This is a genomic window from Kordia sp. SMS9, from assembly GCF_003352465.1.
Lineage (GTDB): Bacteria > Bacteroidota > Bacteroidia > Flavobacteriales > Flavobacteriaceae > Kordia.
This window is the reverse complement of the sequence record NZ_CP031153.1, coordinates 814,182-838,111: the sequence shown is the minus strand read 5'-3', so window position 1 is coordinate 838,111 and position 23,930 is coordinate 814,182. Positions and strand designations below refer to the sequence as shown.

The following is a 23,930-nucleotide window of genomic DNA, read 5'->3' as shown; positions in this document are numbered from 1 at the left end:
AAGTCATTTTTTAGGAACCTACACCACTGTACTTTTGAGCCATAACTTCAATAGGTATGAGTGTTATATATGTTTTACTAACCATCAGTATTGTGGTCGCAATACTCTTCTTTGTCGCCTTTATCATGGCGGTAAAAAACGGACAATTTGACGATAGTTATACGCCATCGGTGCGCATGCTATTTGAAGATGAATTAGTAAAAGAAGAACCAAAAAAATAGAACTAACTATAAAAATTAATATATAATATTATGGAAATCCAACAGTTTTATTACGATAATAAAATCGTTAAAAACTTCATCTATGCAACTATAGTATGGGGAGTTGTAGGAATGTTAGTAGGATTGTTATTAGCATTCTTATTTTTGTTTCCAGATTTTGGTGAAGGTATTTCTTGGCTAAGTTTTGGTCGTTTACGTCCATTACACACCAATGCAGTAATTTTTGCCTTTGTAGGAAACGCCATTTTTGCAGGAGTATATTACTCACTACAGCGATTACTAAAAGCCAGAATGGCAAGCGATTTTTTAAGTAAAGTCAACTTTTGGGGATGGCAATTAATCATTGTAGGAGCCGCATTAACATTGCCTTTAGGATACACAACTTCTAAAGAATATGCAGAACTAGAATGGCCATTTGACATTGCAATTGCCTTAATTTGGGTTGCATTCGGTGTCAACATGATTTGGACGATCTTAAAAAGAAGACAACGTCACTTATATGTGGCAATATGGTTCTATTTAGCTACGTTTGTAACAGTTGCAGTATTACACATTTTTAACAGTTTAGAATTGCCAGTAAGCGCCTTAAAAAGTTACTCTGTATACGCAGGTGTACAAGATGCCTTGGTGCAATGGTGGTACGGACACAATGCGGTAGCCTTCTTCCTAACCACACCATTTTTAGGATTGATGTATTACTTTGTGCCAAAAGCGGCAAACCGACCTATTTACTCGTATCGACTTTCTATTGTACACTTTTGGTCGCTCATCTTTATTTACATCTGGGCAGGACCACACCATTTATTATATACAGCATTGCCAGAATGGGCACAAAACTTAGGAGTTGCCTTTTCCGTAATGTTAATTATGCCTTCTTGGGGAGGAATGATCAACGGATTATTGACACTTCGTGGTGCTTGGGATAAAGTTCGAACCGATCCTGTGTTGAAGTTTATGGTAGTGGCAATTACTGGATACGGTATGGCAACCTTTGAAGGACCAATGCTTTCCTTAAAAAATGTAAATGCTATTGCTCACTTTACCGATTGGATTATTGCACACGTTCACGTTGGCGCTTTAGCTTGGAACGGTTTCTTAGCCTTTGGTATGATCTATTGGTTGGTACCAAGATTATTTAAAACAAAGTTGTTCTCCAGAGGTTTGGCAAATGCACATTTCTGGATAGGAACTTTAGGAATCATCATCTATGCATTGCCAATGTATGTAGCAGGATTTACACAAGCGTTCATGTGGAAACAATTTAATCCAGAAGGAAACTTAGTATATCCAAACTTTATAGAAACGGTTACGGAAATCATTCCAATGTATTGGATGCGTGCTATTGGAGGTACTCTATACATCATAGGGATGTTGATCTTAGTGTATAACATTGTACTTACCATTTCTAAATCAAGAAATAAAGTTACAGACGAATTGGCGGAAGCACCTGCATTACAGCGTGTATCTAAAAAACGTGTAAAAGGTGAAGGATGGCACACTTGGTTAGAGCGTAAGCCAATCAAATTAACCATCTATGCTACGATTGCGATCTTAATTGGTGGAATTGTACAAATCGTTCCTACAATAATGATTGATTCTAATATTCCGACCATTACGGAAGTGAAACCATACACACCATTAGAACTAGAAGGTAGAGATATTTACATCCGTGAAGGTTGTGTCGGTTGTCACTCGCAAATGATTCGTCCGTTTAGAAGTGAAGTAGAACGGTATGGAGAATATTCAAAAGCAGGCGAATTTGTGTACGATCATCCATTCCTTTGGGGAAGTAAACGTACAGGACCCGACTTGCAACGTGAAGGAACAGACAAGTTAAAAAAGAATGATGCGTGGCATTACAAACACATGTACAATCCAAGAGGAATTGAAGAAACTTCCATCATGCCATCCTATCCTTGGCTGATTAGAGACAGGCTTGATACATCTAGCACACAAGATAAAATGCGTGCCATGGTAACATTGGGTGTTCCATACACAGAGCAAGAAATTGCAGATGCTTTACAATTTATGGACGAACAAGCCATCGGAATTGTAGAAAACTTAAAGCAGGATCCTGATTTATTAAAATCATTCAAAACTGGAAGAGAAAAAGCAGCTACAGAAGGAACCGAATTTATAGAAATAAAAGACCGTGAAATCGTTGCCTTAATTGCATACTTACAACGATTAGGAACAGACATACAAGTAAAAGATTCAAAAGAAGTAGCATCACAAAATAAATAATATATCATGTTGAAATTTGTAAAAAATCATATGGAAACTATTACGGGTATTGAAATTTATCCGCTGATTTCCTTAGTCATCTTCTTTACCTTTTTTGTGGTGTTATTTTGGTGGGTATTCACTGCCAAAAAAGAATACATCACAAAAGTGAGTAATATACCATTAGACAATTCAAAAAATAACCAAACGCCATGAGAAATTTAATTCCATCTTGGGTACGTGTACTCGTCGTTTTTTTCCTAATCATGATAGGAATCGAATACTTTGTTGAATCTGGCGATAGACCAGCATTTATGGAGAATCCTATGATCATGCTGTTCTTACTACTGGTGTTACTCATCTTAATTGCCATTGAAGGCATCGTGGCAGCTTTTGAAAGAATTCTATACAATAGTTTAGATGAAGAAGCGAAAAAACGATATGAAGAAAATAAAGAACGCAAGCCAAGGTTTACGAAGCTTAAAAAAATCTACAACAAATTAGTAGACTCGAAACCTGTGGAAGCAGAAGCAGAAATTATTCTCGACCACAATTATGATGGCATCAAAGAGTTAGACAATAACTTACCGCCATGGTGGTTGTACGGATTCTACGCAACGATCATCTTTGGAGTTATTTATATGCTAAAATATCATGTGTTTGATGGAGAAAATCAATACCTAGAATATCAACAAGAAGAAAAGTTAGCGCAAATTGAAATAGACCTATACAATGCAAAGAATACTAATAATGTGATAGACTATGATGCGGTTACCTTACTCACAGAAGCTTCAGACATCAGCGCGGGAAAACAAATTTATGTAAAAAACTGCGTCTCTTGTCACAGAATTGATGGAGGTGGAGGAATTGGTGCAAACCTCACTGATAAAAACTGGATTTTAGGTGGAGGTATTAAAAACGTTTTCAAAACCATTTCGTTAGGTGGACGCCCAGGAAAAGGAATGAATGCGTGGACGAAACAAGGACTCAAAGCTGAACAAATTCAGCAAGTAGCAAGTTATGTGCTTACATTTCAAGGAACAACTCCTGGAGAAGGCGCAAAACCAGCAGAAGGAGAAATTTGGGTAGATCCTGATGTTAAGGAAGAAGTCATGGACGAAAAAGCCAATGATTCTATAAAAGTAGAAACGTCAGCAATCAACTAATCAACTAAAAAACAAGTTGTGGAAACACCAGAAAATGAACGATTCAGAGATTCCATCGGAACGATCAATGAAGAAGGAAAGCGTGCTTGGGTGTATCCAAAAAAACCAAGCGGCAAATATTATGAGTGGCGTAAAATTGTTAGTTATATCTTGCTACTCTTTCTATTTGCTGCTCCTTTTATAAAAATTAACGGAAACCAATTTTTACTATTCAATGTGTTGGAACGCCGTTTCAACATCTTCGGATTTCCGTTTTGGCCACAAGACTTTCACATGGTGGTCATCTCCATGATTATTGGCGTTATTTTTATTACACTATTTACGGTAGCGTTTGGTCGTATCTTTTGTGGATGGATGTGTCCGCAAACCATTTTCATGGAAATGGTCTTTCGACGTATTGAATATTGGATTGAAGGTGACAGAGGAAAACAAATTCGTCTCGATAAGCAAAAATGGAATGCTGAAAAAATTAAAAAACGACTGCTAAAATGGTCTATATTTTTACTAATTTCTTTTGCAATAGCCAATGTGTTTTTAGCGTATTTAATTGGAAGCGATCAGCTCATTCAAGATATTTTAGACGGTCCTTTTAAACACTTAGGAACCTTATTTCCGCTCTTAATATTTACAGGCGTATTTTACTTTGTCTTTGCATGGTTTCGCGAGCAAGTATGTATTATTGCCTGCCCTTACGGAAGATTGCAAGGTGTACTATTGGATGAAAAGTCTATTGTAGTGGCATACGATCATAAACGTGGCGAAAGCGAAAATGGACGTAAAAAATTTCGAAAAAATGAAGACAGAGCCGAACTTGGTTTTGGCGATTGTATTGACTGTTTTCAGTGTGTACATGTATGTCCTACTGGAATTGACATTCGAAATGGAACACAACTCGAATGTGTAAATTGCACCGCGTGTATTGACGAATGTGATACCATTATGGAAAAGATAAACTTACCAAAAGGATTGATTCGTTACGACAGTGAAGCAGGTATTGAAAAGAAAGAAAAGTTCAAATTTACACCACGATTAAAAGCGTATTCAGCAGTTTTAGTGATCTTAATTGGTGTATTGATCGGAATGTTATTGATCCGAAATGATGTAGAAGCAAATATTGTACGTTTGCGTGGACAATTGTATGAGAAAAAGGCAAACAACATGATTAGCAATGTGTTTACCTACAAAGTGATTAACAAAACCACAGAAGCCATTCCGCATGTACAATTCAAAATTAGAAAAGTGCCTGGAACCATTCGATTGGTATCTATCAGCGAAGAATTTATCGTACCAAAACAAGGAATAGCAGAAGGAACCATGTTTATTGAAATACCTGAACATCAAATTGATAATGGTAAAAAGAAGCTCGTTATAGACGTGTATAGTGATGAAAAACTGATAGAAACCACAAAAATTAACTTTATGGGACCGTCGAGTTATAATTAGGTCGCTTTGCTTTTGGCTGAAGAAAAATTGTATTTCGATTGCGCTTGAAGAAGATAATATGTACAAAACAAAGCTTGCTGAGGCACTCGAAGCAAGCCATAAAAAAACTAAAAAACTAAAGTCATGAAAATAAATTGGGGAACAGGAATTGTATTAGCGTTTATAGCATTTATCAGTTTCATTATGTATTTCGTAATCAATATGAATGTACAATCAAAGTACGATCATGATTTGGTAACCGATACATATTACGAAGAAGAATTGAAATACCAATCGAATATTGATAAAGAACGTAATGCGCTACAATTAACCACCAATTTACAGCTAAAACAAAGTAAATCAGGCGTTGAAATTCAATTTCCGAAAACCATAGATAGTAAAAAAATAAAAGGAAAAGTGTTCCTATATCGACCATCAAACAAACAATTTGATTTTGAAATTCCGATTTCATTATCTCATCACACATTGCTCATACCTGACAATCGTTTGTTGGATGGTCGTTGGAACATAAAAGTCGATTGGAGCGATGGCGACACCGAGTATTTGTTTAAAGAAGAGATTCAATATTAGATACAGAAAAATGAACTGTAAAAGTTTTGAAAAACGTCATTCTGGGCTTGACCCAGAATCCCATAATACTCAAATTATTAGCTGTTATGGGAAACCGAATCGAGTTGGGTTTGACGAGTTTTCTACTTTTTAGATAGCCTCAAAAAGGAATATGATGTAGATTTCTGCCTTCGCAGGAATGACAAAAAAAGTAATGAGATTCCTGCCTTCGCAGGAATGTAAAAAGTATATATTGATGATTGCAGCAGGTTTTATAGTAGGATTGTTAGGAAGTTTTCACTGTGTAGGCATGTGCGGACCAATCGCCTTTATGTTGCCAGTAGATCGTTCCAATACATATAAAAAAGCAGGACAAATTATATTGTATCACGTTGGGCGATTGCTCTCGTATGCAACTATCGGATTCGTTTTTGGCTTGCTTGGAAAAAGCTTGTACATTTTCGGAATTCAACAACGTTTGTCAATTGCAATAGGTATTTTGATGATTGTTGTGATTCTGATTCCTTACACAACCTTTAATAAATACAACTTTTCAAAACCTATTTTTAAAGTGATTTCGAAAGTGAAATCGAGTTTAGGAAAACAATTCAAAAAGAAAACCTTAGATACTTTTTTTACCATTGGTTTTTTAAACGGATTTCTTCCGTGCGGATTGGTCTATATGGCAGTTTTTGGTGCTGTTGCTATGGGAAGCATGCTAGAAGGAAGTGTGTACATGCTGTTTTTTGGTTTAGGAACGATTCCACTCATGACGACGGCAATTTATATTGGAAAATTTTTAAATACTTCTATCAAACGTCGAATTCAAAAAGCAATTCCTGTGTTTGTAGTTATTATTGGGATGTTATTTATTTTACGCGGTTTAGGCTTGGGCATTCCCTATATTTCTCCAGCGCCAAATGCAGGTTTGGTCACGAGTACGATGAATTGTCATTAGTAAAGATGTGAGACTTTACCAATTGTGAAGCAAAGTCTCCCAACTTCGGGCTAATCCTTCTCAATTACTTTGATGCTATCTTAGATTGTCATAGTTTTAGGGCGAACTTAAAACGATTATATGACGAAAAATTTTATTTTACTAGCACTCATTTTTTTTACAACGTTATCCTTCTCACAGGACAAGAAAGTCGCTGTTGTATCATTTTATACTGACAAAACTATTGGTTTTTCAGACTTAGGTATTGGAAGCGAAGAACTCATTACAAGAGTTGCCAATTTAAGAAACAATCCTGATTTCAATTTAACGCCCATATTAGAGAAATTTCACAAAACATTTTTTGATGAATATTCAAAGAAGTTACCATTTCAATTGCTTCCAGAAGCCGAAGTTTTAAATGATGAAGCTTACAAGAATTTTGTACCTAAGTTGGAAGGAACTGAAGCAGAACTATCAAGATACATTGTGTATGATGGTTATAAATATATTTATGAAGGTATTTTAGGGAAAGCGAATGAAGAAGGTGCAGCTAAATTATTTAGTGAAGCTGATGGCGTTCTTTTTATTGAAATTCACTTTAGTCTTGTAAAAGGTTTTGGAATTGGAAAAACAGCGACTATAAAAATGCGAGCAAATTACAGAATGGCATTGTATAATAAAGAAGGAAAGAAAGTGTTTGCTATCAATGAAGCTGCCAGATCTAAAAAAACAACAGTAATGGTAAAAGGAATCCCTGTGTTGTCTCCTAAAAAAATACTCCCAATGTGTGAAAGCGCCATGGATAAACTCATGAAACATTTAGACAAAAAACTAAAGAAAATTGCAAAAAAGGCAGATAAAAAATTATAAAAATAGTTGGCAAAGTTGGTAGGCTTTGCCAATCTTTTGATTTTGTAAAGGCGCGTCAAGCAAAGTCGTAGCATAGTAAAGTCTCTCGACTTTGTGTTACACTTTGCGCTAATCCCTTTTTATAAAATACCACTTCTCAGATTTCAACACTTTTTTCCGGTAGCCAAACAAGTGAAATATTTTAGTCGCTAAAAATGCAGCTATTTTCGGATTAACGATAAGCGCATTTGCATTCGATTTGTCTTGTTGTACGCCAGGTAAAATTCGCAATACATGATGTAAATTCAAGGTTCTGAACATGCTCGAAAGTTTCAGCCAAAATGTAGAAATTTCAGTAATGATAAAAAATCCATCGTCTCCTTGTTTTTGATACAACGGCATAAATATTTTTCCACTTACGTTTGCGTTGATAGTTGTTGAATTGCTAGTAGCGATTTCTTGTGATTTTTGAATCGTATCAAAATTTTTAAATCCAGGTTTCATCGTAAAATTTTCCTCTTTTTTCAGATGATACCGATCACTGATTTCATAAAAAGTGCCTAAATTTTTAACTTTTAAAAAGTTCTTTGGTAAAACATTCAACGGTTCAATAGTATGTTTCGTAAGTGCTTCGGCAGCCATTAATGCTTGCCAAATAAACGTTTCACAATTTTTGACCGCTTCTGGATCTTCGTGTTGTCCCGCTTCAAAACCCAAGGCGATATATCCAAATTCGTTAATGTACGTTAGTAATGGACCATCTAGGTATTCTTCAATTCCCAAAATGATCGGAAGCTGAAAATTAGATACAAATGCTCTGTTTTTTAACGAATCGCTAATGGTGATAAATGGAATCGTTTCGGAGGAAGTTGTATGCAGATCGATAAAAATAAACGTTCCCGAATGCGTGTTTAAAATATCTTGTATACACTCATGCAATTCTGCTTGTTCTTTTTCTTCTTGTGAATTGAAAGTAGTTTGTGACGTAATTTTTTGAATGTTTTCGTGTGTCCACAATCGATTGAGATCTGTGGTTTCATATCGAATATTTTTTTGAATCGCGTTTAAATTTCCCGCCAAGGCATATAAATTACATTGCAATTCAAGTTTGTGCTTGCAAATTGCGGCAATGACATGTTGCAGTCCATAAATTCCCGCAGGTTCATTGCCATGAATTCCACCAATAAAAACCAACGTTTTGGTAGCTTTAGGATTGGTGTGACTGTAAATAGTGCGCTTTACGTCTAAAAGGAGATGAGGTTGCATATACAGAATTCTGCGTTGAATTAATAGTTGCTTTTAATTTTTTTAAGATCATTCTTAGTAAAGATACCAACTAAATAATCATTATCTAAAATAGGCAAACAGGCAACTTCGTGATCCAACATAAGTTTTTCAGCTTTTTCTATGGTCATTTCAGGAGTTCCCACAATAATATTGGTGCTCATTATTTCTTTGACAAACATATCTTTATGCGAGTTGGCGTTTAAATTTGTAGCCGAAATGATGCCCACAATTTTATTGTCTTCATCCACCACTGGAATATGATGAATGTTTTTCCATTGCATTATTTTTTCAATCAAACCGACCAAATCATTTTCATTCACTACATACACTTCTTTCGTCATTACTTTGTACATTTTGTTTTGTGAATGTTTTTGCGCATCACTCGAAACTGTTGCCAATTCCCATTCATGAACAGGGCGATTTTCCAATTGATTTTGATATAAATGATGCGTCAATAAGATATTGGTTTCTTCCGCAGAAACTATTTTGTTTAGTTTTCGTGCACTGCGGACTTGCCATTTGCTCCCGTTAGTGTTTTTGTGAACGCGATCTTCAATAATACCTAAATAATAATCGCTGTCGGTATCACTTACGTTCGATTTTTTTAATCCTTCTTTTGCCATCGGAATCAACACTTCCAACACTAATTTTTTGGCAGAAATTCCTTCGCCAAACCAATTAAAATACGAATCCAATCCTGTACGCGCCGCTTTGATAAAGTTGCCACGCGCATCTTTGAAATGCATTCTTTCCCAGATATTTTTACAATCATCAGGCATTCCCTGCATTACGCCCACCCAAAATAGCGCATTGGCAATTTCGTCTTTTATGCTCGGTCCTGCAGGAATGTATCGGTTTTCAATGCGCAAATGTGCTACATTTTTAGCGACTCCGTAGCAGACTCTATTCCACTTATATAAGGTTCCATTGTGCAGATTTAACGCTTTTAATTTTGGTTTGATACCTTTGGCTAAATCGTCTACGGAATTTCCTTCAAAATCGGTGGTTACCAAGGCTTTATAGCGTGTAATATCATCGGTAAACACATCCAGAATAGAGTTTTTTATCCAATCGGTTCCAAAAGAAACTCTCGGTTTTTGTTCTCTTAGTAAGTGTGATGTATTTCGCAAGTCAATACTTTGTTGAAAAAGGGCAATGCGTGTTTCGCTCCACAATTCTTTTCCTAGCAACATTGGTGCATTGGTCATGGTAGCTAATACAGGTCCTGCAATGGCTTGTGACCAGTTGTATTTATCAATAATTTCGTCCAAACCAATTTGTAAATGTACTTGAAAACTTGTGTTGCAGGCTTCAAAAAGGATAGATTCATGACGTAAAATAAGTTCATCTACACCTCTAATTTGCAGTTTAAAATCGTTTCCTTTGATGTCTTTTAAAATATCGTTTAAGGTTTTGTAACGTTTGTGAGGTGTCATATTTTCGAAAACCAAATCACTACGTTTGAAGGTTGGTAGAATTCCTGCGAGTATGATTTTGTTATCTTTAATAGTTTTCGCTGCTTTTTGGGCTTTTTCTAACAAATACGTTAAATCTTTTTCTAGTTGTGAGAAGCAATTATCTTTCAACACAATAGGATCTAAATTGGCTTCTATGTTGAATAAACCCAATTCTGTTGTGAAATGCGGATCGTTGATTTCGTCTAAAATTTCCAATGCATTAAACGAAGGTCTGTAAAACGAATCGACAATGCATACTTCTTGTTCTGCGCCAATACGTTGAATTCCTTGTTCAAAATCGTTCGTTTCAATCATTGTCGCCAAGGCTTCTATATCGTACAATAATTGTTGTATAAATTCTTTTTGTAATTCGTCTGAATCTATTGGTTTTACTAGTTGTGATCCCATAATGTGTAAAATATTGGTATGCTAAAATTACTACTATATTTTATGTTGTGACATGATAAATATCATAGCTGTTTTTTAACATTGTCGTTACATTTGATATAGAATTTAAAACTCAAAACAAGATGAAGAAAAGAACACCGGTTTCAACAATTATGACAGCAAATGTCATTACGTTAAATCATACAGATAAATTAGATACAGCAGAACGTTTATTCAAAGCAAACAATATCCGCCATATTCCTGTGGTAAGCGGCGATGAAATTACGGGAATGTTAAGTTATACAGATTTATTGCGTATCAGTTTTGCCGATGCTGCTTTTGAAGAAGAGGAATCTGTAGAAACGATCGTATACAATATGTTTACGATAGAGCAAGTCATGGCTAAAAACTTAGTCAGTGTTACATCGGAGACTACCATCAAAGAAGCTGCAGAAATTTTAGCTCAAAAAGAATTTCATGCATTGCCAGTGGTAGATGATGGAAAATTAGTTGGAATTTTAACTACCACCGATTTAATTAATTATCTTTTAGATCAATTTTAATAAAACGCTGTGTAAAGTCTCAGACTTTACACAGCGACTTTACACAGCGTCATTTAAAAGTTTAATCTTATGAAAAACATCTTAGTACTTACTGATTTTTCAACGTGTTCGCGTAATGCTATACAATACGCTATAAATTTCCTAAAAAATGAAACCTGTTGTTTTTATGTGATGTATGTTCATAAATCAGGAAGTTTTACACTAGATGATTTAATGTCTTCCGCTACTGCAAATGTGTATGATAGTGTGTTGAAAGCGGAAAAAGCACGCTTACACAAACTCAAAGTTGAACTTGATGAAGCTGCCGAAGAACAACATGAATTTCATGCTATAATAGATTACAACAGCTTTATTGACGCTATACATAGGACTATTCAAGAAAAAAATATTGACTTGCTTGTTGCAGGTTTTAACGGTGTTTCTAACGCTGCCGAAATTCTCTTTGGAAGTCACACGTTAAGCATTATTAGAAGAATCAATTGCAATACATTGGTGGTTCCGGAAGATGTAAAATTTCATCCACCAAAAACCATGTTAGTGCCATTAGACGTGAAAGATGATATACAGAGTGAAGCGTTTGATAAAATTCTAACCGTTGTAAGGCAACAAAACATTCACGCACATGTATTGCGCGTATATGAAAAAGGATTTACGGGCAATCGGTATGACGAATCGTTCTTACTGAAAAATTGCAAAGACATCAACTACACCTACAACGTTATTGAAAATGTACCGTTAGATTATGCAAAATCGTGCTACGTACAAATGCACGACATCGACACCATTGGATTAATCGTTCAAAAAGAATCTGTTTTTGATCGTTTATTCAAGCATTCTTCCACAACCACAATTAGTAAGACGTTAAAGCGACCTTTATTGGTGGTGCATCCTTAGCTTAAAACAACAAATTTACTTTAAGATCATACCATTTTACGTGTAAATTGGTATCAAAATGTAATAACAAACAAAAAAAGGCAGGAAATCCCGAAATTTCCTGCCTTTTAAAAAATATTGCAACTTTACGATGATGCAATAAAAATAAAGATTAAAAATGTTGTGTGAAGTTTCAAGACTTCACACAACATTTAAATTCTGAAAGTCATGACTGGCAATGCAGAATGATTGGCAATGTCTTCCGAAATACTTCCTTCAAAAAAATGTGCCAACCCTTTGCGACCGTGCGTTGCCACGGCAATCAAATCGGCACCTTTGGCACTTGCAAAATTTAAAATACCTTGCTCAATCGAATAATCGTTTATATAATGTACATTGTCTAAATTGTCTAAATTTCCATCCGCAACCTTTAAAAAGTCAGTCACTTTTTCTTCCATTTCAGTAGTACTATTAAATCCTGTACCTGGTAAATTGATATATACCAAGTGCAACTGAATACCGAGCGATTTAAATAAATGCGAAGCGTTGATATACGGTTTGATAGCTTTCTTAGAGAAATCGCACGCAAAAGCTACTTTTTCAAAATCGGTCAAAATAGGATGATGTTTAATCACTAACACAGGAATATCCGCATGACGCACTACTTTTTCGGTGTTAGAGCCGATAAAAATTTCTTTCAATCCGCTGGTTCCGTGAGAACCCATCACAATCATATCCGCATTGTGTTCTTTGGCTACATCGTTCACTTCACTAAACACTTTAAAATGCTTTACAATTGGCGTGACTTTGACGTCTTTTAAAAATGGTTTGTCTAAAAAATCTGCGAACTTCTGTTCTGCCAACTTCAAGTAAAAAACAGCTTCTGCTTGTTTGGAGTTGTCATCATCAGAAATAAGTGCATTCGACAATTCTAACATGTGCAATGCTAAAATTTCTCCATTGTGTTTTTGTGCCAAAGCAGCTGCTGCTTCTAAAGCGTATTCAGAATGCTTTGAAAAATCTATCGGGACAATAATTTTTTGTATCATAATATTGGAAGTTTTAATGTTAAACAGTCATGGAAAACAATTGTGTGTTGGGCTTTTTGCGTTGTAATAATACATCGAATGCCATGCAAATATTGCGTACAAATGGTTTTCCTTTTTTAGTAATACTAATGGTGTTGTTTTGTATCTGAATCAGTTGATCACGTTCAAATTCTGCTAATTTTTCAGTGATGTTTGCCAACTCTGGAACCTGTGTCGTTTCTGTTGTCCAAGACGTTTTAAAGTGACACATTAAATTTAAAATATGTGTGCGAATCAGCAAATCTTCCGCACTTAAAATATGTCCTTTTGCTAAAGGAATCATGCCTTCATTCACCAAATGATGATAGGTTTCAATATTCTTCACATTTTGTGCAAATCCGTACCAACTATCAGCAATAGAAGACACGCCCAAACCAATCATTAATTGTGTTTTTTGCGCCGTGTATCCCATAAAATTCCGGTGCAAACGCTTCTCAATCATAGAAGTATATAACGAATCGGTTGGTAAGGCAAAATGATCCATTCCGATGTCTGTATAATCCGCTTCTTGCAATAGTTGTTTGCCTAAATTATACTGTGCTGTTTTTTCGTCTGCGGTTGGCAAATCTTCATCGCGAAAACCGCGTTGTCCGTTTCCTTTTATCCATGGCACATGCGCATAACTATAAAACGCAATGCGATCAGGTTTTAACAATTTTGTCTTTTCAATCGTTTCCTGTACATGTTCGGAGGTTTGAAAAGGCAATCCGAAAATAAGATCATGTCCTACAGATGTATAGCCAATTTTTCGTGCCAATTCGGTTACGCGTTGTACATTTTCAAAAGGTTGTACTCTGTGAATGGCTTTTTGAACCGTTTCATTATAATCTTGCACACCAAAACACACACGTCTAAATCCAAGATCGTACAACGTTTGCAAATGTGCTGCTGTGGTATTGTTGGGATGTCCTTCAAAGCTAAACTCATGTCCTGCTGCTACATTAGCATAAGACAACAAGCCTTCTATCAATCTCTGTAAATTTTCTGGTGAAAAAAATGTGGGTGTTCCGCCGCCTAAATGAATCTCTTTAATATTGGGTTTGGTTTCAAACAATTCGCAATACAACGCCCATTCTTTGAGCAATGTTTTTATATACGGTTGTTCCACTTCATGACGCTTCGTAATGCGTTTATTGCAGCCGCAAAATGTACACAAACTTTCGCAAAATGGTAAATGGATGTACAAACTAATACCTTCTGCGGCATTACTTTCGTTGAATGATTTTTGAACGGAAGCTTTCCAGCGATCAACCGAAAACGTTTCCATATTCCAATACGGAACGGTTGGATAACTCGTGTAGCGCGGCCCCGCTACATTATACTTATTTACTAAATTGCACATACCTAATTTGTTATAAGCCAAAATTAGGCATCGTGTTGCAGGCAATATATGATTTATATCATGTTTGAGAAGTTTATCTAATTTTTGAATTCGATTCGAAAAAGAAATAAAAATAAGTGTTAAAAATAGGATAAACTCTTTGTTTAGTTTTGACTCAACATAAGATTATTGTAGCTTTTAAAAATAATAGGAATGTTCACTATAAATACGAATGAAAAAAACACTACTAACACTGATTATTATTGGAATTTTAAGTTTCTTAGTATATTGGGTCACTGAAATGTATCAATTTGCTTATGGAGTACAAAAAGATACTCAAAAAACAGCACAACATACACGCAATGGTAACCTTCAAAGTGGCGATATCATCTTTCAGACGTCCACATCAAATCAAAGCAAAGCCATTCAACTAGCTACAAATTCAACATATAGTCACATGGGAATTATTTATGAAATGGATGGTGACTATTTTGTGTATGAAGCCATTCAACCTGTAACAGTAACACCTTTGCAAGAATGGATAGATCGAGGTAAAAACGGACATTATGTAATTAAACGACTGGCAAATGCCAACCAAGTTCTAACAAGTTCGATGCTTTCTAAAATGAAAAAAATCGGCGAAAAATATCAAGGAAAATCGTATGATATTTATTTTGAATGGTCCGATGATAAAATATATTGCTCAGAACTTGTTTGGAAAATATACAAAGAGGCAACAAATATAGAAATTGGACAACTTGAGAAGCTTTCAGATTTTGACTTGAGTCATAAAATTGTACAATCTAAAATGCAAGAACGCTACGGAAGCAACATTCCAATCAATGAAAAAGTAATTTCTCCTGCCGCCATGTTTGCTTCTGATCAACTAATATTGGTGATGGAAAAGTAAAACCAAGTAAAAATACAAGTAATGCCTAAATATTATATACTTTTGGTATTTAAAACCTAAAAATGGCACTGACTTCTACCGAATTTTACAACAGAGATCTCTCATGGTTGCGCTTCAATCACCGTGTATTGCAAGAAGCTGCTGATCCCCGAAATCCATTGTATGAACGCATCAAGTTTTTGGCAATATTTTCTTCTAATTTGGACGAATTTTTTAAAGTGCGCGTGTCTGCCATTCGTCAAATAAAAACCTTAGACAAAGGCTTGCGTAAAAAGCTAATTACGAAACCAAATAAGTTGTTGAAAAAGATCAAAAAAGAAGTCAACCTGCAACAAGAAGAATTTGGTAAAATCTATAGAGAGCAAATCATTCCCGAATTGAAAAAAGAAGGCATAGAACTGATTGATTACACACAATTTTCAACAACGCAGCAACAATTCGCGAAAGTGTATTACCAAGAAAATTTAGCAACAAAACTAGAATCGAACACGAACGTTTCAGACGGCAATGAACTTTTTATTGAGAATGAAAAATTATACGTAACGTCTGTTTACAATGAAGAATTGCTCATCTTTAAAGTTCCTGAAAATTCACCGCGACTCCTAGTATTTCCCGCAGAAAATAATACACAGTACATCACTTTTGTAGATGATATCCTAAAGTTTCATCTCACGGAAGTGTATCCAAAAAACACCTTCCATTCCATCAAAGTTTCCCGTGATGCCGAGTTGTATATCAACAATGAATATTCGGGCAATTTACTGCAAAAAATAAAAGACTCTTTAAGTAATAGAAATACCGGACAAGTAACGCGTATGCTAGTCGATAAAACGTTTTCTACAGATTTACTAAACGCACTAAAAGTGGAATTAAACGTGAATGATACCGACATCATTTTTGGTGGAACGCATCACAATTTTAAAGACTTTTTTGGTTTCCCAAATCCAACACAAAAAGAACTTTCATTACCAACATTTCCACCTGTTAGAAACAAAGAATTAAGCGCATACGACAGTATATTTACCGCAATTTCAGAAAAAGATCGCTTGTTGTACTTTCCGTATGAATCCTTTGATCATGTATCGGAATTGTTGGAAGAAGCTGCCACAGACGAAAACGTGACCAAAATAAAAATTACCTTATACCGAGTTGCGAAAGAATCACGCATCAACACAGCGCTGATTGATGCGTTACAAAACGGAAAAGAAGTCACGGTTTTTGTAGAAACCAAAGCGCGTTTTGACGAGCAAAACAATATCAAATGGGGAAAAATTCTAGAGGAAAACGGCGCGAAAGTCATTTACAGTTATCCTGGAATCAAAGTGCACTCCAAAATACTCTTCATTGAACGTTTGGAAAATGACGTTCCAAGTTGGTACGGCTACATTGGCACAGGAAATTTCAATGAAAAAACAGCAACATTATACACAGATTTCTGCTTGATGACCAAACGCGAAAAAATCACGTCGGAATTGGCACAAGTCTTTCAAATATTAGAGCGTGAAATCATCATTCCAAAAGCCAAAAAACTATTAATCTCTCCATTTACAACACGAAGTACATTCCTAGAATTAATAGATCAAGAAATCAAAAATGCGCAAGCTGGAAAAGAAGCATACATCATTCTAAAACTCAACAGTCTGCAAGACACACGTATGATTGAAGCTTTGTACGAAGCCAGCAATGCAGGCGTACAAATTGATTTGGTAGTCCGTGGAATTTGCTGTTTAGTACCAGGAATTGTGGGACAAAGCGAAAACATTCGTGTCAAAAGTGTGGTTGGGCAATATTTAGAACATGCACGCGTATACATGTTTGCCAATGGTGGCGAAGAAAAAATGTACATCGGTTCTGCCGATTGGATGACGCGAAACTTAGATCATCGTATTGAAGTGCTCACGCCAATTTTAGACGCAGACATTCACCAACAATTGCGTAGTTATGTACAATGGCAATTAGACGATTCTGTAAAAGCCAGAATCATTGATGTGAAGCAAAAAAACGAATATGTTCCACAAGATGCCAAAGCGATTTATTCTCAACAGAAAACCTACAAGGAAATTGTAAAAATGAACTCGTAACGTTATGCTGAATTGGATGCAGCATCACACAAAAAACTAAAAAACTAATGTAACTTCTGAGGCAACTTCCAACGCTACATTTCTCCCAAAAATCAACGCGCGATTGTCATCCAAATGTCCAGCGGGAAAGTCAAAACAAATTGGGAAATTGTATTCGGAAGTCACATCCAAAATAATTTCGTTTGCGTTCTTGCCAAAAGGAATCGTATTGTCGTGCATATCGGTCATGCCACCAACGATCATTCCTGCCAGATTTTCAAAATATCCGTTGCGTTTCAAGTTCATCAACATACGATCCACATGATACAAATATTCGTCCAAATCTTCTAAAAACAGAATCTTTCCGTCTGTATTTAAGCTCAAATCGGAGCCTAACATGCTGTACAACATACTCAAATTTCCACCAATCAATTCGCCTGTCGCGCTTCCTATTTTGTTGTTCGCTTTCGCGGGAATCGTATACTGCAAGTGTTCACCAAACAGTACTTTACGTAAACTTTCCAAAGTCGCTTTGCTATTCTTGGGAATGTTTATCGGCATCGTAGCATGCAGCGTTTCAACTTCCAATTGCGGTCCTTTAGAATGCAAAACAGTAACATCCGAATAGCCAATAATCCATTTAGGTTGTTGTACAAATCTTGAAAAATCTAGCTGATCTATAATGCGAATCGTTCCATAGCCGCCACGTGCACACCAAATGGCGTCAATAGCGTCGTCGTCCATAAACTGTTGAAAATTGAGCATGCGTGTCATGTCGTCGCCTGCAAATTGGTTCATTTCGAGTTCAATTGTTGTTCCGAGGACAACTTTCAAATCCCAACTGTGTAGCAATGTAACTGCAGCTTCAATTTCTGCAATGGAGATTTTTCGCGCTGTCGACAAAATACCAACAGTCGCGCCTTTTTGTAGTGGTTTTGGTGGCTTCATATACTAAAAGTAGCAGAAAAATTACAGTCTTTCATTTTCTTCAAAAACAAAATTCATTTTTAGACGAGTTGCAAAAATCATCGTTTTAATGAATGTATGTTGAATTATTACGTTCCTAAATTAATGATTTAGACAAGTAAATTCATATTTTTGCACGTTAATTACGAGGTTTTCAACACAAAAAACCTTGAAAACCGAATCAAATAGAATTGAAAACAAACGAAATGAGTCAACATCCACAACGATATACAATTACGGCGGCTTTGCCATATACCAACGGTCCCATTCATATTGGGCATTTGGCTGGTGTGTATGTGCCTGCCGATATTTATGCGCGTTACTTGCGTTTAACAGGCAACGACGTTGCTTTTATGTGCGGAAGTGACGAACATGGTTTTGCCATTCCGATGCGTGCAAAAAAAGAAGGAGTGTCGCCGCAAGATATCATTGATAAATACCACGGAATCATCAAACAATCGTTTCAAGATTTTGGAATCTCATTTGATAACTATTCAAGAACGTCTGCGGAAATTCACCATAAAACGGCGTCTGATTTCTTTAAAAAATTATACAAAGCTGGCGAGTTTACAGAAGAGGTAACAGAACAATTATACGATGCGGAAGCCGATCAGTTTTTGGCGGATCGTTATGTAATAGGAACCTGTCCAAAATGCGGTCATGAAGAAGCGTATGGCGATCAATGTGAAAATTGTGGAAGCGCGTTAAGTGCTACGGAATTGATCAATCCAAAATCGACCATTACAGGAAATGTTCCTACCTTAAAAAAGACAAAACACTGGTTTTTACCATTAGACAAATACAGCGACTTTTTAAACGAATGGATTGTTGAAGGACATAAAAAAGATTGGAAACCCAATGTGTACGGACAAGTAAAATCGTGGGTAGACGATGGTTTGCGTCCACGTGCCGTAACGCGCGATTTGGATTGGGGAATTCCTGTTCCTGTAGAAGGCGCAGAAGGAAAAGTACTCTATGTGTGGTTTGATGCGCCTATCGGATACATTTCGGCAACAAAAGAATGGGCAGAAAGAGAAGGAAAAGATTGGGAACCCTATTGGAAAGATGCAAACACCAAATTGGTGCATTTTATCGGAAAAGATAATATTGTATTTCACTGCATCATTTTCCCGTCGATGTTAAAAGCACATGGCGATTATATTTTGCCAGACAATGTACCTGCGAATGAATTTTTAAATTTAGAAGGTAACAAACTTTCCACTTCAAAAAATTGGGCAGTTTGGTTGCATGAATACTTAGAAGATTTCCCAGGGAAAGAAGATGTATTGCGTTATGCGTTAACCGCGAATGCGCCCGAAACTAAAGACAACGATTTTACGTGGAAAGATTTCCAAACGCGTAACAATAGTGAATTAGTGGCGATTTTAGGAAACTTTATCAATCGTGTAGTTGTGTTGACGCATAAATATTATGATGGAATTATTCCAGAATATACAGGAGAATATGAAGAATTAACACAAGTAAAGCATTTTCCAGCGATCATTGCGAGTTCTATAGAAAGATATCGTTTCCGTGAGGCAAGTCAAGAATTAATGAATTTGGCTCGATTGGGAAATCAGTTCCTACAAGCCAATGAACCCTGGAAAAAGATCAAAGAAGATCCAGAAATGGTAAAAGGCATTATGTATGTGGCGTTGCAGATTGCTTCTGCCATTGCGGTATTGTCAGAACCGTTTTTACCGTTCACATCCAAAAAACTAAAAAACATTTTAGCTTTTGATGCAGACGTGACTTGGAGTGATGTTTCTACCAAAGAAGTATTGATCCCGACAGGACATCAAATTAACAAACAAGAATTACTGTTCGCAAAGATTGACGACAAAGAAATTCAAGCACAATTAGATAAGTTGGAAGCGACTAAAAAAGCCAACGAAGCTGCCAACAAAGAACCAGAGCCACAAAAAGAAACGGCAACTTTTGACGATTTTACCAAGTTAGATTTACGTGTCGGAACCATCATAGAAGCTGAGAAAGTTCGCAAAACAAAAAAACTCTTAAAACTTGTTGTGGATACAGGTTTGGACAAACGCACGATTGTTTCTGGAATTGCCGAAAGCTTTACGCCAGAAGAAATCATTGGTAAAAAAGTAACGGTGTTAGCCAACTTAGCACCGAGAACCATTGCCAAAGTAGAAAGTCAAGGAATGATTTTAATGACCGAAACGCCAACAGGCAAATTGGTGTTTGTAAATCCTGATGAAGACGATGTCATGAATGGAGAAACAATTAATTAACTTTTGATATTAAATCTGATCTATGAAAGCTATACTGCTCATATTTTCTTGCTTACTTTTTTTAGGATGTGAATCACAAAATCAATTTCCTAAAGATATACTTCCTATGGTAGTAAAGGGAAAGGTGAAAGTAATAAAACAAGTTTCTACAAGCAAAGAAGGTGCCTTTTTTCAACTCAAAGAAACCTTCTTTTTTAACAGAAACGGGAACATAGAAAAAATAGAACAAGGAACACAATTTCAAAATGATGATGGTCAATCTGTTGATCAAGTGACGACTTTCAAACAACTAAGTGATGTAGAGAGAGTAGGAATTACAATGGAAAAAAACAGTACGGACACGATTAAAATTAGAAAAATGAAGTTGGTAGATTCCTATACGATCAAAATTGATGAAAAACAAGTTCAGGATGACAGGTATATAACTGAAACTATACAAAAGTTGGATACTTTACAAAGATTGAAAAAAATAGATGTAAAAATCTTTGAAGCCAATTCAGACGCAATAGAATTTGAATATTCGTATGAGTTTGTGTATGAAGATAATCTCGTGAAGGAAATTATCAGCAACAATAATGGCAATAAAGGTGTCATCAAAATCAGTGATCGAAAAGTTGATGATCGTGGCAACTTCACCTATCGCAATCACAAAACTGAAAACGGTAAAATTGTGTACACAGAGGAAAGAGAATATGAATATTATAAGGACTAAGGAGTCTTGAAAATATCAGAGCAATCAATTCACATTCCTTTAGTTAGAATAAATTAAAATTACCCTTCCCGTAAGTAAAACTCACATCTTATGCGTATTTTTACATAAACAAAAAGAGAAACGCTATGTTATCACAAAATATGGAGAGCGCACTCAACGCGCAAATACGAATAGAAGCTGAATCTTCGCAAGTATACTTAGCGATGGCAAGTTTTGCAGAAACGCAAGGTTTTGAAGGAGTTGCCTCGTTCATGTACGAGCATTCTGACGAAGAACGCATGCACATGCTAAAATTAGTAAAATATGTAAACGAACGTGGCGGACACGCTTTGGTTTCACAACTTTCAGAACCACCAAAAGAATACGGATCTTTTAAAGAAATGTTTCAAAAACTCTTTGAACACGAAGTAAAAGTTTCAAAGAGTATCAACGATTTGGTACACATCAGTTTGCAAGAACAAGATTATGCAACACACAACTTTTTACAATGGTATGTTGCGGAACAAATTGAAGAAGAAGCACTAGCAAGAAATATCTTAGACAAAATTAACCTTATCGGAGACGATAAAGGCGGATTGTACTTGTTTGACAGAGATGTACAAGCAATCACGGTACAATCTTCAACGGATATCACACAGTAATAATAACACTAACTCAAACTGTGAAAGCGATTGGAAGAAATTCTAGTCGCTTTTTTTTATATGTACGTTTTTTGTCATTCCTGCGGAGGCAGGAATCTTAAAGCAACAGATTGCCACGTCGTAAACTCCTCGCAAAGACGAATCTAAGAAGTCTAAACAAAGCTGTCTAAGCGCGAAGCAAGTCTAAGAACACGCGTGTCTAAATTCGTGTATTCGTGGTAAAAAAGATACGGGTATTGAGCTATGAGTACTGAGAATTTTTCAAAAAAACTTTTTAATATTATAGCAACAGATTGCCACGTCGCAAGCTTCTCGCAAAGACGTTTCCAATCTAAGAAGTCTAAGGCTGAAGCGTCTAAAAATCTAACAAAGTCTAAGTTACCTCAACAACAACTTCGCCTTTGCATGAATAATCTCGGCAACTGGTTTGTTTTCAATTTTACTTTCCAGCCACGACAAAATGTCCAAATACAAAAAGGCTCTGCGTTCGTACGGATCGTCTTCAAAAGGTTTCAACTTGGCGTGTAAAGCTTCAAACGCTTTCTTTACTTGATGCGGATAAATATTGCCCAAACCTCTTAAAAACTTGATAAACTCCTTTTGAACTTCGTGCAAATCGTCCATCTTCAACAAATACTTATACGTACTTTTGAGTTGGGTTTCCAAATGGTAATCCAACCCTAATTCGTAATGCGCTACCAAATTTAAAATTCGCGAAAAGCACAACAAATCTTCTCGTACTTTCAAGGATTTATTTCGAATAATTTTCTGTAGATATTCAATGCAATTTTTATGATCGCCTGCGCCAAAATATAGAGATGCGATTTTATAATAAAAAATCATCACGTGATGTTCGTCAATTCTATTTTCAAACTGTTTAATGCGCTCGTTCACTTCATCAATCAAATACAAACCATCCGCAAAAGTTCCTGTTAAAAAATGATAATTGATCTTATTCATGTACAAATACAAAAAGCTCAATACACGTGTATTATCATTCTGCGGAACAACTTCATTTTCAATATCTTGTTCCAACTGCAACAACACTTCTTTAAATTTTACTTCGTGTTTAATATAAAAAAGCGATTCCAACAAATAGTGATTTCCTTTCAAATAAAACACAGGATGAATCTCCTTCATTTTTGGCGTTTTATTGAACAATTCTACCCATTTCAACGAAAACTTATAACTCGATAGAAAATCTTGCGTCAAAAAACTAAACCACAAATGCGCTTTGTACAACCATAACTTTTCTCTAAATCCCAATTCGGACATAGTTACTTCGGGCAAACGATCGTGGAAATACGCTGTCACTTCTTCATAATCTTTCTCGTTCTTTACATAGCCAACTTTCAACAACAAACCGTACAATTCCAATGATAAATTAGACAACTTACTCGCCAAGGCATTTTGGATACTGAGTTTTTTCGCTTCCGCAGAAAGTTCATCTGCGCGACTCGACATGCTTCGGGTAATATATTGCGTTTCAATAATCTTTTCCAACTCCACAATTTCATACGCCACATTTTTTTCTTCGTGTTCCAAAGCGAGAATTTTAGCTTTATCAAGCAATTTCAAACTTTGTCGATACAATCCTTTATTATACAAAATAGTGGCATAATCGAGTTGTTCTCTAATGGAAATTCGAATATTATGTTGTGCAGGATTTAAGCGCAAACTCTTTAAAATTTGCTTGTATAAATTGGCTTTTAAGTTAGATAATTGTCGCTTTGTCACAATTTTCTTCTTCAAAATTGCTTCCTCGTCATAGGTTTGACTTTTCTCTAAAAAAGTAAACAAGGCTAAAAATTTTGAATCCACATTGCCTTCAAACCGTCCAACATACAACTTAAACTGTCGTTTTTCAGATTTTGACAACGATTTAATCAATACAAATAAAGATTCCTTTTGTGAGTTTGGCATTGTAAAAAATTATCCTGTAAACAATTTATTATCAGTAATTTAAATCAAAAACAAATGCAATTAGCACTGTAAAAAAGAAGGCTTCATCATTCGTTTTAG

21 protein-coding genes are annotated in these 23,930 nt (G+C 35.8%); 15 read left to right on the top strand and 6 right to left on the bottom strand.

Translation table 11 applies throughout. The features are described 5' to 3' along the window. Positions 1-56 precede the first annotated feature (56 nt). The 8 genes from ccoS (at position 57) to KORDIASMS9_RS03785 (ending at position 7,409) form a co-directional block, all read left to right on the top strand. The gene (gene ccoS / locus KORDIASMS9_RS03820; protein ID WP_114901566.1) at positions 57-221 is read left to right on the top strand and encodes a cbb3-type cytochrome oxidase assembly protein CcoS; all 165 of its coding nucleotides are present in this window, start codon (positions 57-59) and stop codon (positions 219-221) included. A 30-nt stretch (positions 222-251) separates the two neighbouring features. Then, the gene (gene ccoN / locus KORDIASMS9_RS03815; protein WP_114901565.1) at positions 252-2,465 is read left to right on the top strand and encodes a cytochrome-c oxidase, cbb3-type subunit I; all 2,214 of its coding nucleotides are present in this window, start codon (positions 252-254) and stop codon (positions 2,463-2,465) included. Positions 2,466-2,471: 6 nt separating this feature from the next. Then, positions 2,472-2,660 (top strand): CcoQ/FixQ family Cbb3-type cytochrome c oxidase assembly chaperone, encoded by a 189-nt coding sequence (locus KORDIASMS9_RS03810; protein WP_114901564.1) that lies wholly within the window; start codon positions 2,472-2,474, stop codon positions 2,658-2,660. Further along, positions 2,657-3,610 carry a cbb3-type cytochrome c oxidase N-terminal domain-containing protein gene (locus KORDIASMS9_RS03805; protein ID WP_114901563.1) on the top strand — a complete coding sequence of 318 codons (954 nt, stop codon included), beginning with the start codon at positions 2,657-2,659 and terminating at the stop codon, positions 3,608-3,610. Before KORDIASMS9_RS03810 ends, KORDIASMS9_RS03805 begins: the two co-directional genes overlap by 4 nt. A gap of 18 nt (positions 3,611-3,628) precedes the next feature. After that, a complete protein-coding gene (gene ccoG / locus KORDIASMS9_RS03800) occupies positions 3,629-5,053 on the top strand; it encodes a cytochrome c oxidase accessory protein CcoG (RefSeq protein WP_114901562.1) in 1,425 nt (474 codons plus the stop codon). 123 nt (positions 5,054-5,176) lie between these two features. Continuing rightward, entirely contained in the window at positions 5,177-5,623 is a 447-nt protein-coding gene (locus KORDIASMS9_RS03795; protein WP_114901561.1) for a FixH family protein, read from the top strand. Positions 5,624-5,858: 235 nt separating this feature from the next. After that, on the top strand, positions 5,859-6,560 hold the full coding sequence (locus KORDIASMS9_RS03790) for a sulfite exporter TauE/SafE family protein (RefSeq protein ID WP_114901560.1): 702 nt from the start codon (positions 5,859-5,861) through the stop codon (positions 6,558-6,560). Between the two features lie 120 nt (positions 6,561-6,680). Further along, positions 6,681-7,409, top strand: a complete 729-nt coding sequence (locus KORDIASMS9_RS03785) for a hypothetical protein (protein WP_114901559.1) — start codon at positions 6,681-6,683, stop codon at positions 7,407-7,409. A gap of 108 nt (positions 7,410-7,517) precedes the next feature. Here the strand turns inward: KORDIASMS9_RS03785 and KORDIASMS9_RS03780 are convergent, their stop codons facing one another. Together KORDIASMS9_RS03780 and KORDIASMS9_RS03775 are read right to left on the bottom strand one after the other, a co-directional pair. Next, the gene (locus KORDIASMS9_RS03780) at positions 7,518-8,654 is read right to left on the bottom strand and encodes a succinylglutamate desuccinylase/aspartoacylase family protein (RefSeq protein ID WP_114901558.1); all 1,137 of its coding nucleotides are present in this window, start codon (positions 8,652-8,654) and stop codon (positions 7,518-7,520) included. Between the two features lie 20 nt (positions 8,655-8,674). Beyond that, on the bottom strand, positions 8,675-10,540 hold the full coding sequence (locus KORDIASMS9_RS03775; RefSeq protein WP_114901557.1) for a CBS domain-containing protein: 1,866 nt from the start codon (positions 10,538-10,540) through the stop codon (positions 8,675-8,677). A gap of 122 nt (positions 10,541-10,662) precedes the next feature. Here KORDIASMS9_RS03775 and KORDIASMS9_RS03770 point away from each other — a divergent pair, with 122 nt between their 5' ends. Both KORDIASMS9_RS03770 and KORDIASMS9_RS03765 read left to right on the top strand, forming a co-directional pair. Next, positions 10,663-11,082 carry a CBS domain-containing protein gene (locus KORDIASMS9_RS03770; RefSeq protein ID WP_114901556.1) on the top strand — a complete coding sequence of 140 codons (420 nt, stop codon included), beginning with the start codon at positions 10,663-10,665 and terminating at the stop codon, positions 11,080-11,082. Between the two features lie 69 nt (positions 11,083-11,151). Continuing rightward, a complete protein-coding gene (locus tag KORDIASMS9_RS03765; RefSeq protein WP_114901555.1) occupies positions 11,152-11,976 on the top strand; it encodes a universal stress protein in 825 nt (274 codons plus the stop codon). 191 nt (positions 11,977-12,167) lie between these two features. On the opposite strand, the gene KORDIASMS9_RS03760 is transcribed toward KORDIASMS9_RS03765, so the two are convergent. Both KORDIASMS9_RS03760 and hemN read right to left on the bottom strand, forming a co-directional pair. After that, on the bottom strand, positions 12,168-13,001 hold the full coding sequence (locus tag KORDIASMS9_RS03760; protein WP_114905137.1) for a universal stress protein: 834 nt from the start codon (positions 12,999-13,001) through the stop codon (positions 12,168-12,170). 22 nt (positions 13,002-13,023) lie between these two features. After that, entirely contained in the window at positions 13,024-14,385 is a 1,362-nt protein-coding gene (gene hemN / locus KORDIASMS9_RS03755) for an oxygen-independent coproporphyrinogen III oxidase (protein ID WP_114901554.1), read from the bottom strand. A 211-nt stretch (positions 14,386-14,596) separates the two neighbouring features. On the opposite strand from hemN, the gene KORDIASMS9_RS03750 reads away from it, so the two are divergent. Continuing rightward, positions 14,597-15,274, top strand: a complete 678-nt coding sequence (locus tag KORDIASMS9_RS03750; protein WP_114901553.1) for a YiiX family permuted papain-like enzyme — start codon at positions 14,597-14,599, stop codon at positions 15,272-15,274. Positions 15,275-15,336: 62 nt separating this feature from the next. Then, on the top strand, positions 15,337-17,355 hold the full coding sequence (ppk1, locus tag KORDIASMS9_RS03745) for a polyphosphate kinase 1 (RefSeq protein WP_114901552.1): 2,019 nt from the start codon (positions 15,337-15,339) through the stop codon (positions 17,353-17,355). Positions 17,356-17,391: 36 nt separating this feature from the next. Here the strand turns inward: ppk1 and KORDIASMS9_RS03740 are convergent, their stop codons facing one another. Then, complete coding sequence (locus tag KORDIASMS9_RS03740; RefSeq protein WP_114901551.1) at positions 17,392-18,282, bottom strand: LD-carboxypeptidase; 891 nt, start codon at positions 18,280-18,282, stop codon at positions 17,392-17,394. A gap of 224 nt (positions 18,283-18,506) precedes the next feature. Here KORDIASMS9_RS03740 and metG point away from each other — a divergent pair, with 224 nt between their 5' ends. The 3 genes from metG (at position 18,507) to KORDIASMS9_RS03725 (ending at position 21,908) form a co-directional block, all read left to right on the top strand. After that, complete coding sequence (gene metG / locus KORDIASMS9_RS03735; protein WP_114905136.1) at positions 18,507-20,555, top strand: methionine--tRNA ligase; 2,049 nt, start codon at positions 18,507-18,509, stop codon at positions 20,553-20,555. 106 nt (positions 20,556-20,661) lie between these two features. After that, complete coding sequence (locus KORDIASMS9_RS03730; protein WP_162819749.1) at positions 20,662-21,267, top strand: hypothetical protein; 606 nt, start codon at positions 20,662-20,664, stop codon at positions 21,265-21,267. 125 nt (positions 21,268-21,392) lie between these two features. Then, positions 21,393-21,908, top strand: a complete 516-nt coding sequence (locus KORDIASMS9_RS03725) for a ferritin (protein ID WP_114901549.1) — start codon at positions 21,393-21,395, stop codon at positions 21,906-21,908. Between the two features lie 378 nt (positions 21,909-22,286). On the opposite strand, the gene KORDIASMS9_RS03720 is transcribed toward KORDIASMS9_RS03725, so the two are convergent. After that, on the bottom strand, positions 22,287-23,831 hold the full coding sequence (locus KORDIASMS9_RS03720) for a hypothetical protein (protein ID WP_114901548.1): 1,545 nt from the start codon (positions 23,829-23,831) through the stop codon (positions 22,287-22,289). Positions 23,832-23,930 lie beyond the last annotated feature (99 nt).